Origin of the sequence: Bacillus sp. FSL K6-1033 (assembly GCF_038630765.1) — a bacterium.
GTDB classification, from domain to species: Bacteria; Bacillota; Bacilli; order Bacillales; family Bacillaceae; genus Bacillus; species Bacillus altitudinis.
Map to the genome: position 1 here is coordinate 1,590,912 of NZ_CP152041.1, position 14,014 is coordinate 1,604,925.

Here is a 14,014-nt window from a genome sequence, read left to right on the forward strand (position 1 = left end):
ATATATCTTGATTTAACGTCGTGTTTTGAGAGAAGAGATTGTATGTCATTCTTTCTACCCAAATAGAGCAAAAAAGAGAATTTAGCCGTCTGAAATGTTCTCATACGACATATGATCATTTTGGGTACAGTCACATGAAGAATCAGGAGAAAACCCTCGGTGAGCGTCAAGCTGATGGCTGTTTACTATGCACATTTTTGAAACACGCTTGATTCTTTTCAACACTGTACAAAACACGAACGGAATAACAAGGAGGTGGTCATTTCTTGTTCAATGTTTCACGTTTAAGAAAAATGAAGGGGTGAGAAGTAGGTACATGTCAGATTACAACTATGTAGAGGTGCTTCAAAAATCCATTTTGTTTTACGAAGCCCAGCGTTCCGGAAAGCTTCCTGAAAGCAATCGTCTTAACTGGCGAGGGGATTCTGGACTAGAGGATGGGAAAGATGTTGGTCATGATTTAACAGGCGGCTGGTACGATGCTGGTGATCATGTGAAGTTCGGACTTCCGATGGCTTACTCGGCAGCCGTGCTTGCATGGACAGTCTATGAGTACCGAGAAGCTTACGAAGAGGCAGAGCTGCTTGATGATATGTTAGATCAAATCAAGTGGGCAACCGATTATTTTTTGAAAGCCCATACAGGTCCAAATGAATTTTGGGCACAAGTAGGCGATGGGAACGCAGATCATGGCTGGTGGGGTCCAGCAGAAGTGATGCCGATGAACCGGCCAGCATTTAAAATTGATGAACATTGTCCAGGAACAGAAGTGGCCGCCCAAACCGCAGCCGCTTTAGCAGCAGGTTCAATTATTTTTAAAGAAACTGATGCGCCTTATGCAGCAAAGCTTCTCACCCATGCAAAACAGCTTTATGCATTTGCTGACCAATATCGCGGTGAGTATACAGATTGTGTCACCAATGCGCAGCCATTTTATAACTCTTGGAGTGGCTATATTGATGAGCTCATTTGGGGTGGAATATGGCTCTACTTGGCGACAAATGACCAGACCTATTTAAACAAAGCACTAAAAGCAGTAGAAGAATGGCCGAAGGATTGGGACTATACGTTTACGATGTCGTGGGACAATACCTTTTTTGCTTCGCAAATTTTACTTGCGAGAATCACAAAGGAGAAAAGGTTTATCGAATCGACGGAGCGTAATCTCGATTACTGGTCGACGGGTTTTGTTCAAAATGGAAAAGTAGAAAGAATCACTTATACGCCTGGCGGACTAGCGTGGTTAGATCAATGGGGTTCACTTCGTTATACAGCAAATGCTGCATTTTTAGCGTTTGTGTACGCAGATTGGGTCTCTGATCAAGAAAAAAAGAATCGATACCAAATGTTTGCGATCAGGCAAACACACTATATGTTAGGGGATAATCCGCAAAATAGAAGCTATGTCGTTGGGTTTGGCAAAAATCCGCCGATGCATCCACACCATCGAACTGCACATGGCTCATGGTCTAATCAGCTGACAACTCCTTCTTCTCATCGGCACACGCTTTATGGAGCGCTTGTTGGGGGGCCTAATGCACAGGATCAGTATACCGATGACATCTCTGACTATGTATCAAACGAGGTAGCAACAGACTATAATGCCGCCTTTACTGGAAATGTAGCCAAAATGGTGCAGCTGTTTGGTCAAGGGCAGTCAAAGCTGCCGAATTTTCCGCCTAAAGAAAAAGTGGAAGATGAGTTTTTTGTAGAGGCAGCTGTCATGAGTAACGATACAACATCTACTCAGATCAAAGCCATTTTATACAATCGATCAGGCTGGCCGGCCAGAAGTAGTCAATCACTTTCTTTTAGATATTATGTCAATCTGAGCGAGATATTTGCGAAGGGATTCACTGATAAAGATATTCAAGTGACAGCTGTCTACAATGAAGGCGCTTCCTTATCTCCGTTAACGGTGTATGACGCATCATCCCATATCTATTTTACAGAAATCGATTTTACTGGCGTAGCTATTTTTCCAGGAGGCGAATCGCTTCATAAGAAGGAAATACAGTTCCGGTTATCTGCGCCAAATGGTGCGAATATATGGGATGCCTCAAATGATTATTCCTTTCAAGGATTAACATCCAATATGCAAAAAACAGCGAGAATTCCTGTTTTTGATCAAGGTGATTTAGTATTTGGTACGCTTCCGAATAAATAAATATAAAGGGTGAGGACATGACAAATAAAGAACGGTTTTTAACACTTTATCATCAAATGAAAAACGAGACGAATGGATATTTTTCAAAAGAAGGCATTCCGTATCATTCCGTTGAGACACTCATTTGTGAGGCACCTGATTACGGGCATATGACAACTTCAGAAGCTTACAGCTATTGGTTATGGCTTGAAGCATTGTATGGTCACTACACAGGCGATTGGAGCAAACTAGAAGCGGCTTGGGATAATATGGAGAAGTTTATCATTCCAGTAAACGAAGATGGACATGACGAACAGCCGCATATGAGTTCTTACAATCCATCCAGCCCAGCCACATACGCTTCAGAAAAGCCATATCCAGATCAATATCCGAGCCAGTTGACGGGTGCTCGCCCTGCTGGTCAAGATCCAATTGATCAAGAACTGAGGTCAACTTACGGAACGAATGAAACGTATTTAATGCACTGGCTTCTTGATGTAGACAACTGGTATGAATATGGGAATTTGCTCAACCCATCACATACAGCCACATATGTAAACACATTTCAGCGGGGTCCGCAAGAATCCGTATGGGAGGCCATCCCTCATCCATCACAAGATGATAAAACGGCCGGAAAGCCCAATGAAGGTTTCATGAGCTTGTTCACAAAAGAAAATCAAGCGCCCGCCGCCCAGTGGCGCTATACAAATGCGACGGATGCTGATGCGCGTGCAATACAGGCGATGTATTGGGCAAAGGAACTTGGCTATAATGGGTCAGTCTATCTTGATAAAGCGAAAAAGATGGGTGATTTTCTTCGTTACGGAATGTACGATAAATATTTTCAAACAATTGGAAGCGGCAAGCAAGGTAATCCGTATCCTGGAAATGGAAAAAGTGCATGTCATCACTTAATGGCGTGGTACACCTCTTGGGGCGGGGGACTTGGAGAATATGCGAATTGGTCATGGCGTATCGGTGCGAGCCATTGTCATCAAGGGTATCAAAACCCAGTCGCTGCCTACGCTTTATCCTCAGATAAGGGAGGCTTAAAGCCATCGTCACCGACTGCTGCAAGTGATTGGGAAAAGACGTTAAAGAGACAGCTTGAATTTTACGTCTGGCTTCAATCAAAAGAGGGAGCGATTGCAGGAGGTGCTACCAACAGCTGGAATGGAGACTATAGCGCTTATCCAGCAGGAAGAAGTACATTTTATGATATGGCTTATGAAGATGCGCCTGTTTACCATGATCCTCCGTCCAATAATTGGTTTGGAATGCAAGCATGGCCGATTGAGCGTGTAGCAGAGCTTTATTATATCTTTGCAAAAGATGGCGACAAAACATCTGAAAATTTCCAAATGGCCAAATCTGTCATCACAAAATGGGTCAACTATTCACTAGATTATATTTTTATTGGCACTCGTCCTGTGTCGGATCAAGATGGGTATTTTTTAGATGGTCAGGGTCAAAGGATTCTAGGGGGGACAAATGTTGCTGTTGCTACGACGAGTGCACCTGGAGAGTTTTGGATTCCTGGGAATATAGAATGGAGCGGCCAGCCTGACACTTGGAGTGGATTCCAATCTGCAACAGGTAATCCAAATTTAACGGCAGTTACAAAAGATCCTACTCAAGATACTGGTGTACTGGGCAGTCTAATCAAAGCACTCACATTCTTTGCTGCTGCAACACAGAAAGAGACAGGAAACTACACAGCACTTGGCATAAGAGCAAAAGAGACAGCGGCACAGCTCCTTGAGGTCGCTTGGAATTACAATGATGGTGTAGGGATTGTGACAGAGGAAGACAGAGAAGACTACCACCGTTTCTTTAAAAAAGAAGTGTACTTCCCAAATGGCTGGAATGGAACATTTGGTCAAGGAAATCAGATCCCTGGTTCCAGCACCATTCCTTCTGACCCGCAGCGAGGAGGTAACGGAGTGTATACGAGCTTTGCAGATCTTCGTCCGAAAATCAAGCAAGACCCAGCTTGGTCAGCCCTGGAGAGTAAATATCAAGCATCTTTTAATGAAGCGACAGGCAAATGGGAAAACGGAGCGCCAAGTTTTACCTATCACCGTTTCTGGTCGCAAGTTGATATGGCTACGGCTTATGCAGAATACCATCGTCTCATAAACGAATAGAACTTAGTGCAGCTGCCGGCTTTTTTAGTCGGCGGTCTTCTCATGAGATAAATGAAGTGAAAGCAAAGGTGATGTCATCATGGTTAATAAGAAAGAATTTATGAATCATTCATCGAATGGCGGATCACAGGAACAAGAAAATCAAAGCTGGAGAAAAGAAGCAAATAATCGAATCTTACAACATAGACAAAGAGAGCTTGTCATAAACGTCATCAATAAGGAACAAAAGCCAGTTGCCGGAATAGAGGTGGAAATAAAACAAATCAGACATGAATTTGCATTTGGTTCAGCAATGAATGACCAAGTACTATTCAATCAATCGTATGCTGATTTTTTTGTTCAACATTTTAATTGGGCTGTGTTTGAAAATGAGGCAAAATGGTATGCAAATGAGCCTGAAAGAGGGAAAATAACATACGAAAAAGCAGATGCCATGCTGAATTTTGCCAATAGACACCAAATTCCAGTGAGGGGGCACGCCTTATTTTGGGAGGTAGAGGATGCCAATCCAAACTGGCTGAAATCATTACCGAATCATGAAGTATATGAAGCCATGAAAAGGCGGCTTGAGCATGCAGGCAATCATTTCAAAGGGAAATTCCGTCATTGGGATGTAAACAACGAAATGATGCATGGTTCATTTTTTAAAGACCGGTTTGGGAAACAGATTTGGAAATGGATGTATGAAGAAACGAAAAAAATTGATCCTCAAGCCTTGCTGTTTGTCAATGATTATAATGTAATCTCATACGGCGAACATCACGCATATAAAGCACATATCAATGAACTTCGTCAGTTGGGGGCACCAGTTGAGGCCATTGGAGTTCAAGGTCACTTTGAAGATCGAGTGGATCCAGTCGTTGTAAAACAAAGACTAGATGTGCTTGCTGAGCTTGGTCTACCGATATGGGTGACAGAGTATGACTCTGTTCATCCGGATGCCAATAGACGAGCGGATAACTTAGAAGCTTTATATCGGGTTGCCTTTAGTCATCCAGCCGTAAAAGGTGTGCTGATGTGGGGATTTTGGGCGGGTGCTCATTGGAGAGGTGAGCACGCAGCCATCGTGAATCATGATTGGTCGTTAAATGAAGCAGGCAGGCGTTATGAAAAGCTTCTACAGGAGTGGACGACACAAAGAGTGGAAAAAACAGATGCGAATGGCCAAGTGACATGTCCAGCGTTTCACGGGACGTATGAGGTTCGAATTGGTGAAGAAAGTAAAATGTTGCAGCAGCAGACGATTGAACTTGATTCAACTAAACAAACACCGCTTCAACTAGATATCATCGTACCAGTAGAATAAGAGATTGTGAGGAGGAGAATGGAATGAAAAAATGGGTTCAACGGGTGGCTTGTTTTATGCTGCTGATCACTTTATGGGCGGGTTGGTTCACTCTGACTGTAAAGGCCTCCTCCTATGTGCAAACATCTGGTACACATTTTGTATTGAACAACCACCCATTTTACTTTGCTGGCACAAATAATTATTATTTCCATTACAAATCAAAAAAGATGGTAGATGCTGTTTTTGACGATATGAAGGCAATGGATTTAAAAGTTATTCGTATTTGGGGATTTCACGATGGTACCCCTCAAGAAAACTCAGTCTTACAATCTCGTCCAGGTGTTTATGAAGAATCCGGTTTTCAAAAACTAGACTATGCGATTTATAAAGCAGGGCAGGAAGGAATCAAGCTGGTCATCCCGCTCGTGAACAATTGGGATGACTTTGGCGGGATGAATCAATATGTGAAGTGGTTTCAGGCAGGATCACATGATCACTTTTATACAGATTCTCGGATTAAAACAGCTTACAAAAACTATGTGCGCTATGTATTAGAGAGAACCAATACGTACTCAGGTGTTCAATATAAAGATGATCCTGCTATTATGACATGGGAGCTCGCCAATGAGCCGCGCGCTCAGTCAGACCCTTCGGGAGATATACTAGTAAACTGGGCAGATGAAATGAGTGCATGGATCAAATCAATTGACTCGAATCACCTTGTTGCAGTAGGAGACGAAGGGTTCTTTCGCATGACAGGTCATGACGATTGGTTTTACAGTGGGGGAGAAGGTGTTGATTGGGATCGTTTGACTGCTCTCCCTCATATTGATTATGGAACCTATCATTTATACCCTGATCACTGGAATCAGTCTGCTGCATGGGGAGTGAAATGGATAAAAGATCATATCACCCGAGGAAACGCAATTGGAAAACCTGTTGTATTAGAAGAGTTTGGCTATCAAAATCAAGCAGCCCGTCCTGATGTATATGATAGCTGGCTGAAGACAATTGAACAGCTCGGAGGCGCAGGTAGCCAATTTTGGATTTTAACAAGCATTCAAGACGATGATTCCCTCTACCCGGATTATGACGGTTTTCGAGTTTTAAAGGAGAGCCGGGAGGCAGGAATCATTCGTGAACACGCCAAAAGAATGAATGAAAAGAACTGATGAAGAATGCCTGTTTATAAGGAACTTCATTTGCATAAAAAAATTGGATATGGTATAGTTTTTATGGAAATGCTAACGATTACCGAGACAAGAGTGGGGAAACCCGCTCTTTTGTATTGAACAGGCAATTTTTGTCTCGACATTATTCATCCGTTTTCTGCTCCCCCTGCTCACAATAAAGCAGGGTTTTTATGCAGAATGATTGATAAGAGCGTTTATCGAAAGCACAAGGAGGAAGAGAATGAGCAAAAAAGTAGTGGATATCGTAAGCGACATGGTGCAGCCAATTTTAGATGGCTTACAGCTTGAACTCGTTGATGTTGAATTTGTCAAAGAGGGTCAAAACTGGTTCCTTCGCGTATTTATTGACTCTGACAAAGGCGTCGATATCGAGGAGTGTGCCAAAGTGAGCGAAGCCTTGAGCGAAAAGCTTGATGAGGCAGATCCAATTAGCCAAAACTACTTTCTTGAAGTGTCCTCTCCTGGAGCGGAGCGCCCATTAAAGAAAAAAGCTGATTTTGAAAAAGCACTTGGAAAAAATGTTTTCATGAAAACATACGAACCAATTGATGGTGAAAAGGCATTTGAAGGTGAGCTTACAAGCTTTGATGGTGAGATTGCAACAGTGACAGTGAAGATCAAGACAAGAAAGAAAGAGATCAATATTCCATACGAAAAAATTGCTAACGCAAGATTAGCAGTTTCGTTCAATTAACCTTTTCATTGATATAAGGGGGAACCATAAAAATGAGTAGTGAGTTGTTAGATGCCCTGACTGTTCTTGAGAAAGAGAAGGGCATTAGTAAAGAAATTATTATTGAAGCGATAGAAGCTGCACTCATTTCTGCATACAAGCGTAATTTTAACCAAGCACAAAATGTGCGTGTTGATTTAAACCGTGAAACGGGAACGATTCGCGTATTCGCAAGAAAAGATGTTGTAGATGAAGTGTATGATTCTCGTCTTGAAATCTCTGTAGATGATGCAGCAAATATCAACCCGAATTACATGGTTGGTGACGTGGTTGAAATTGAAGTCACACCAAAAGATTTCGGACGCATTGCAGCTCAGACAGCGAAACAAGTCGTGACGCAGCGAGTGAGAGAAGCAGAGCGAGGTGTGATTTACACTGAGTTTATCGATCGTGAGGAAGACATCATGACGGGAATCGTTCAGCGAATTGACAGTAAATTCATTTACGTGTCACTTGGCAAAATCGAAGCCCTTCTTCCGGTCAATGAACAAATGCCAAATGAGGACTACAAACCACATGACCGCATTAAAGTGTTCATTACGAAAGTAGAAAAAACAACAAAAGGACCACAAATTTATGTATCAAGAACACACCCAGGTCTTTTAAAGCGTTTATTTGAAATCGAAGTCCCAGAAATTTATGATGGTACTGTAGAGCTTAAATCTGTCGCTAGAGAAGCAGGGGACCGTTCTAAAATATCTGTTCGTACAGATGATCCTGATGTTGATCCAGTTGGTTCTTGTGTAGGACCTAAAGGTCAGCGTGTACAAGCAATTGTCAATGAGCTGAAAGGCGAAAAAATTGACATTGTTCATTGGTCTAATGACCCTGTTGAATTTGTTGCCAATGCGTTAAGTCCATCAAAAGTTCTTGATGTCATTGTAAATGAAGAAGATAAGGCGACAACTGTCATTGTCCCTGATTATCAGCTGTCATTAGCCATTGGCAAAAGAGGTCAAAATGCGCGTCTTGCAGCGAAACTAACGAGCTGGAAGATTGACATTAAAAGCGAAACAGATGCAAGAGAACTCGGTATTTTCCCAAGAACTGAAGACTCTGAATCTCTTTTCTTAGAGGCTGAACCAGTAGCTGAGGAATCTGACGAATAAGAGGTGATATAAAAGGTGAAAAGCCGAAAAAAAATCCCGCTTAGAAAATGCGTCGTGACGGGAGAAATGAAACCAAAGAAAGAACTGATTCGCGTTGTTCGTTCAAAAGAAGGGGAAGTGTCTGTTGACGCAACCGGAAAAATGAACGGGCGCGGCGCTTACCTTTCTCTCGATAAAGAAACCATTCTTGCGGCGAAGAACAAACGTAGTTTACAGCAGCAATTTCAGACACAGATTGACGAACACATTTTTGAAGAATTACTAGAACTAGCTGAAAAGGTGAAAAAACCTAATGACTGAATCTGAATGGTATCCTTTGCTTGGTCTAGCAAATCGAGCTCGTAAAGTCGTGTCAGGAGAAGATCTGGTGATCAAAGAAATTAGACATGCGCGTGCTAAGCTGGTTCTTCTTGCAGCAGATGCCTCATCCAACACAGAGAAAAAGGTATCTGACAAATGCAAATTTTACAATGTTCCGGTTAGAAAAGTTGAAGACCGTTCCGTTCTCGGACGTTCTATAGGGAAGGAAGCTCGCGTAGTTGTCGCTGTCACTGACCAAGGCTTCGCTAAGAAGCTCATAAGCTTGCTCGATTAATTTATTTGGGGGTGAACGAATGGCTAAAGTGAGAGTATATGAATACGCAAAAGCCATAGATGTTTCAAGTAAAGATATTATAGCAGCGCTTAAGGATATGAACGTGGAAGTGAACAACCACATGGCGACGCTTGAAGACGACACTGTGAAAAAGCTAGACGCTATCTATAAAAAAGCCAAAGCAAAAGAGACAGCTAACGAGAAACCCGCAGAACAAAAAAAACAATCATCTAACAAAAACAATGATAGAAAGAAGAATGACGTGCAGAATAATCAATTTAATAAAAACAAAAAAAACAACAACCAAAACAAAAACAAAAATAAACGTGGCGGCAACAACAAGGCGCAGCATCAGCAAGCAAGACCTGTGAAGCCGAAAAAAGAGCTTCCTGAAAAAATTGAATTTACAAATTCAATGACAGTCGGCCAGCTTGCTGACGAGCTTGGCAAAGAAACTGCTGAAATCATCAAAAAACTGATGATGCTTGGTGTCATGGCTACGATCAACCAAGAGCTCGACAAAGATACAGTTGAATTAATTGCTTCTGAATATGGTGTTCCAGTAGAAGAAGTGATCATTTTAGAAGAAACTGAACTTGAAAAGTATGAAGTTGAAGATAAAGAAGAAGATATGCAAGTACGCCCTCCAGTAGTAACGATCATGGGACACGTTGACCACGGGAAAACAACGCTTCTTGACAGCATTCGTAAAACGAAAGTTGTTGAAGGCGAAGCGGGTGGAATTACGCAGCATATTGGTGCATACCAAATTGAAGAAAACGGCAAGAAAATCACGTTCCTTGATACACCAGGACACGCAGCTTTCACTACGATGCGAGCACGCGGTGCTGAAGTAACAGATACGACGATCTTGGTCGTTGCAGCAGATGACGGTGTCATGCCGCAAACGATTGAAGCGATCAACCACGCAAAAGCGGCAGAGGTGCCAATCATTGTGGCTGTCAATAAAATTGACAAACCAACAGCGAACCCTGACCGTGTGATGCAGGAGTTAACTGAGCATGGTCTTGTACCTGAGGCTTGGGGCGGCGAAACGATTTTCGTTCCACTATCTGCAAAAACAGGTGAAGGCATTGACGAATTGATCGAAATGATCCTTCTTGTCAGCGAAGTAGCAGAACTAAAAGCCAACCCAAATCGTGCGGCAAAAGGAACTGTGATCGAGGCTGAGCTTGATAAAGGAAGAGGTTCTGTTGCAACCCTTCTCGTTCAAACTGGTACACTTCAAGTAGGTGACCCAATCGTTGTCGGAAATACATTTGGCCGTGTACGTGCAATGGTCAATGACATTGGACGCCGCGTGAAAACAGCAGGACCATCTACACCTGTTGAAATCACTGGTTTAAATGATGTACCGCATGCAGGGGATCAGTTCCTCGTATTCAAAGATGAAAAAACAGCTCGTCAAGTTGGTGAGGCGCGTGCGTCTAAACAACTTGATGAACAGCGTTCAGACAAAGCGAAATTATCTCTCGATGACCTATTTGAGCAAATCAAACAAGGTGATGTGAAAGATATCAACTTAATCGTAAAAGCAGACGTACAAGGTTCTGCTGAAGCACTGACGGCAGCTCTTCAAAAAATTGAAGTAGAAGGCGTCAAAGTGAAAATCATCCATACGGGTGTTGGAGCGATTACAGAATCTGATATCATTTTAGCAAGTGCTTCTAATGCGATTGTGATCGGATTTAACGTACGTCCTGATGGCAATGCGAAGAGCACAGCTGAAACAGAAAACGTAGATATCCGCTTACACCGCATCATCTACAAAGTCATCGATGAAATTGAAGCTGCGATGAAAGGGATGCTTGACCCTGAATATGAAGAAAAAGTCATCGGTCAAGTTGAAGTTCGTCAAACGTTCAAAGTATCAAAAATCGGTACAATTGCTGGTGGCTATGTCACTGAAGGTACCATTACTAGAGACAGTGGTATCCGCTTAATTCGTGATGGCGTCGTCATCTTTGAAGGTGAAGTCGACGTATTAAAACGATTCAAAGACGATGTGAAAGAAGTTTCACAAGGCTATGAATGTGGTATTACCATTAAGAAATACAATGATATCCGTGAAGGTGATGTCATGGAATCATTCGTTATGCAAGAAATCGAAAGAAAATGATCGGTTATACCGAGTGTGAGTGTATGATCTATGATGCATCCTCACTGAAGGAAAAACGTGCGGTTCTGCAGCGTATCATGACAAGAACGCGCCATAAATTCAATGTGACCATTGCTGAAATGGACTATCAGGATACATGGCAGCGAACTTCGATCGGAATCGCCGTCATTTCCTCCTCCCGGGTTCAAGTGGAAAAGGAACTTCAGCGTGTGTTAAGCTTTATTGATTCTTTTCCGGAAATTGAACGAACGATCACGAAAACTGAGTGGTTTTAACTAGAGGTGATAAGATCATGAGTATGAGAGCAACCCGTGTGGGTGAGCAAATGAAAAAAGAATTAGGCGACATCCTTGGAAGAAAGCTAAAAGATCCAAGAATCGGCTTTTTGACTGTAACGGATGTTGAAGTATCCGGTGATTTGCAAATTGCCAAAGTCTACATTTCTGTTCTTGGCGACGAGAAGAAAAGAGAGGAAACCTTAAAAGGCCTTGCAAAGGCGAAAGGGTATATCCGCTCTGAAATTGGCAATCGAATCAGACTTCGCAAAACACCAGAGCTTCACTTTGAATTCGATGAGTCTGTAGATTACGGTAACCGAATTGAAAGCCTGATTGCTGAACTAAATACAAAAGATCACGAATAAGACGTTGAAATAAGGATAGGCGATGATCGTCTGTCCTTTTTCATCGTTTATGAAAGGAGAGAACGCAGGTGCAAAACGGTGTTCTTTTATTACATAAAGAAAGAGGCATGACCTCTCACGACTGTGTGTTTAAAGTGAGAAAGATTTTACACACAAAAAAAGTGGGACATACAGGGACACTCGATCCAGAGGTTTCAGGTGTTCTGCCTATTTGTATTGGACGAGCGACAAAAATTGTGGAGTACTTAACAGATAAATCGAAAACGTATGATGCGGAAATCACCATTGGATTTTCTACAACGACAGAAGACCAAACAGGTGAAGTAGTAGATGAAAAAAAGGTGCCGGTACCGATGTCAGAAGATGACATTGATGCTGTGTTGAAACAATTTGAAGGAACCATTGAACAGATCCCCCCCATGTTTTCTGCTGTCAAAATTGGCGGAAAAAAGCTCTATGAATATGCGAGGCAAGGCATTGAAATTGAACGTCCAAGCCGTGAAATTACCATTCATCGCATCGAGCGGACAACACCTGTCACATTTGAAAATGGAAAGGTATCCTTTAGATTCACCGTCCTGTGTTCAAAAGGCACATATGTGAGAACGTTAGCCGTCGATATCGGAAAAAAACTTGGGTTTCCAGCCCACATGTCTCACCTCATTCGCATAGGATCTGGTGACTTTACGTTAGATGAATGTATCACTCTTGATGAGTTGCGGGAGATCAGCGAGGAAGGAACGGTTGAGGAACATCTTGTGCCGATCGAGCGTGCGCTCAATCATTTGCCGAAATGGGAGATAAATGATACATTAGCAAGTAAAGTGGAAAACGGTGCAGTCCTACCTATGCCTGATGAATTTGCTCATTTTGCAGAGGAAGATCGTGTCGCTGTCTTTGCTCCTTCAGGCCGTTGTATGGCGATTTATATGAAGCACCCGACCAAACAGAACCTGATGAAGCCGGCGAAGATTTTATCACAGGACAAGCAATCTTAAAGAAAAGGTGACCATCTCGTGAAGACTATACATATTTCACACCCACATACATTGAATCAAAAGGATCAAGTCCCGTCTGTGATGGCTTTAGGGTATTTTGACGGTGTTCACCTCGGACACCAAAAAGTGATTGATGCAGCGAAAAACATTGCGGAAAAAGAGGGTTTAGCTCTAGCTGTCATGACTTTTCATCCGCATCCATCACATGTTCTGCAAAAAGCACGTGAACCAAAAGACTTAATCACACCGCTTGAGGATAAGATTGATTTTATCGAACAATTAGGTGCTGACTACTTATACATTGTGCAATTCAGCGAAAGCTTTGCAGCACTGTCTCCTCAAGAGTTTGTCGATCAATATTTGGACGAACTGAATGTGAAGCATGCAGTCGCTGGTTTCGATTTTACCTTCGGCCGGTTTGGTGCAGGCACAATGGAAACGTTTGACGAATACGGGAAAGGGCGGATTGCTGCGACCATTGTACCTAAGCTTTCCAACCAAGACCGGAAAGTCAGCTCGACCCTTATACGTTCCGCATTGAAAAATGGAGACGTTGAATATGTGAGTGAGCTTTTAGGGAAACCGTATCAGCTGCGAGGCATTGTGATTCATGGAGATAAAAGAGGACGCACGATTGGCTTCCCAACCGCCAATGTTGGTTTATCTGCTGAATACATCATCCCGCCAACAGGCGTATATGCAGTGAGAGCGGAAGTGAAAGGTAAGGTGTATGACGGTGTTTGTAACGTTGGCTACAAACCAACATTTTACGAAAAACGTCCTGATCAGCCTGCGATTGAAGTGAACCTTTTTGATTTTAACGAAGAAATTTATGGTGAACCGATTAAATTACAGTGGTACAAACGGATTCGCAGTGAACAAAAATTTAACGGTATCCAAGAATTAACGGCTCAAATTAGTCAAGATAAAGAAGAAGCGATTCAGTTTTTTCAAGATCATCTTCATTAAACAAAAAAATCGTAGAAAAACCGCTCTATCATTTGCAAAATCGGCATATTTTT

At 42.4% G+C, this 14,014-nt stretch carries 13 protein-coding genes; all 13 read left to right on the forward strand.

The genetic code is table 11. The features are described 5' to 3' along the window. The first annotated feature begins 316 nt into the window (after window positions 1–316). The 13 genes from MHH31_RS08075 (at window position 317) to ribF (ending at window position 13,961) form a co-directional block, all read left to right on the forward strand. Window positions 317–2,167 carry a glycoside hydrolase family 9 protein gene (locus MHH31_RS08075; RefSeq protein ID WP_342495429.1) on the forward strand — a complete coding sequence of 617 codons (1,851 nt, stop codon included), beginning with the start codon at window positions 317–319 and terminating at the stop codon, window positions 2,165–2,167. Window positions 2,168–2,184: 17 nt separating this feature from the next. Next, window positions 2,185–4,293, forward strand: coding sequence for a glycoside hydrolase family 48 protein (locus tag MHH31_RS08080; protein ID WP_342495430.1), 2,109 nt, complete (start codon window positions 2,185–2,187; stop codon window positions 4,291–4,293). Window positions 4,294–4,372: 79 nt separating this feature from the next. Beyond that, a complete protein-coding gene (locus MHH31_RS08085; RefSeq protein ID WP_342495431.1) occupies window positions 4,373–5,599 on the forward strand; it encodes an endo-1,4-beta-xylanase in 1,227 nt (408 codons plus the stop codon). A gap of 23 nt (window positions 5,600–5,622) precedes the next feature. Beyond that, window positions 5,623–6,753 (forward strand): cellulase family glycosylhydrolase, encoded by a 1,131-nt coding sequence (locus MHH31_RS08090; protein ID WP_168948683.1) that lies wholly within the window; start codon window positions 5,623–5,625, stop codon window positions 6,751–6,753. 241 nt (window positions 6,754–6,994) lie between these two features. Then, window positions 6,995–7,468: a ribosome maturation factor RimP gene (gene rimP / locus MHH31_RS08095; RefSeq protein ID WP_008344744.1), complete on the forward strand. Its 474-nt coding sequence runs from the start codon at window positions 6,995–6,997 to the stop codon at window positions 7,466–7,468. 32 nt (window positions 7,469–7,500) lie between these two features. Further along, window positions 7,501–8,616 carry a transcription termination factor NusA gene (gene nusA / locus MHH31_RS08100; protein ID WP_007499530.1) on the forward strand — a complete coding sequence of 372 codons (1,116 nt, stop codon included), beginning with the start codon at window positions 7,501–7,503 and terminating at the stop codon, window positions 8,614–8,616. A 15-nt stretch (window positions 8,617–8,631) separates the two neighbouring features. Next, window positions 8,632–8,916 (forward strand): YlxR family protein, encoded by a 285-nt coding sequence (locus MHH31_RS08105; RefSeq protein ID WP_008344742.1) that lies wholly within the window; start codon window positions 8,632–8,634, stop codon window positions 8,914–8,916. Further along, window positions 8,909–9,211 (forward strand): YlxQ family RNA-binding protein, encoded by a 303-nt coding sequence (locus tag MHH31_RS08110; protein ID WP_007499528.1) that lies wholly within the window; start codon window positions 8,909–8,911, stop codon window positions 9,209–9,211. Before MHH31_RS08105 ends, MHH31_RS08110 begins: the two co-directional genes overlap by 8 nt. 19 nt (window positions 9,212–9,230) lie before the next feature. Continuing rightward, the gene (infB, locus tag MHH31_RS08115; protein WP_007499526.1) at window positions 9,231–11,351 is read left to right on the forward strand and encodes a translation initiation factor IF-2; all 2,121 of its coding nucleotides are present in this window, start codon (window positions 9,231–9,233) and stop codon (window positions 11,349–11,351) included. Continuing rightward, a complete protein-coding gene (locus tag MHH31_RS08120) occupies window positions 11,348–11,626 on the forward strand; it encodes a DUF503 domain-containing protein (protein WP_017359071.1) in 279 nt (92 codons plus the stop codon). Before infB ends, MHH31_RS08120 begins: the two co-directional genes overlap by 4 nt. Before the next feature lie 17 nt (window positions 11,627–11,643). Further along, window positions 11,644–11,994, forward strand: a complete 351-nt coding sequence (rbfA, locus tag MHH31_RS08125; RefSeq protein WP_007499525.1) for a 30S ribosome-binding factor RbfA — start codon at window positions 11,644–11,646, stop codon at window positions 11,992–11,994. Window positions 11,995–12,062: 68 nt separating this feature from the next. Continuing rightward, complete coding sequence (truB, locus tag MHH31_RS08130; RefSeq protein ID WP_342495432.1) at window positions 12,063–12,992, forward strand: tRNA pseudouridine(55) synthase TruB; 930 nt, start codon at window positions 12,063–12,065, stop codon at window positions 12,990–12,992. 18 nt (window positions 12,993–13,010) lie between these two features. Further along, a complete protein-coding gene (gene ribF, locus MHH31_RS08135) occupies window positions 13,011–13,961 on the forward strand; it encodes a bifunctional riboflavin kinase/FAD synthetase (RefSeq protein ID WP_017359069.1) in 951 nt (316 codons plus the stop codon). Window positions 13,962–14,014: the final 53 nt, after the last annotated feature.

Coding starts and splice junctions, on each gene's coding strand:
- nusA (WP_007499530.1), top strand. CDS start 7,501: ATGAGTAGTGAGTTGTTAGATGCCCTGACTGTTCTTGAGAAAGAGAAG.
- MHH31_RS08075 (WP_342495429.1), top strand. CDS start 317: ATGTCAGATTACAACTATGTAGAGGTGCTTCAAAAATCCATTTTGTTT.
- infB (WP_007499526.1), top strand. CDS start 9,231: ATGGCTAAAGTGAGAGTATATGAATACGCAAAAGCCATAGATGTTTCA.
- MHH31_RS08085 (WP_342495431.1), top strand. CDS start 4,373: ATGGTTAATAAGAAAGAATTTATGAATCATTCATCGAATGGCGGATCA.
- MHH31_RS08120 (WP_017359071.1), top strand. CDS start 11,348: ATGATCGGTTATACCGAGTGTGAGTGTATGATCTATGATGCATCCTCA.
- MHH31_RS08090 (WP_168948683.1), top strand. CDS start 5,623: ATGAAAAAATGGGTTCAACGGGTGGCTTGTTTTATGCTGCTGATCACT.
- rbfA (WP_007499525.1), top strand. CDS start 11,644: ATGAGTATGAGAGCAACCCGTGTGGGTGAGCAAATGAAAAAAGAATTA.
- MHH31_RS08080 (WP_342495430.1), top strand. CDS start 2,185: ATGACAAATAAAGAACGGTTTTTAACACTTTATCATCAAATGAAAAAC.
- rimP (WP_008344744.1), top strand. CDS start 6,995: ATGAGCAAAAAAGTAGTGGATATCGTAAGCGACATGGTGCAGCCAATT.
- MHH31_RS08110 (WP_007499528.1), top strand. CDS start 8,909: ATGACTGAATCTGAATGGTATCCTTTGCTTGGTCTAGCAAATCGAGCT.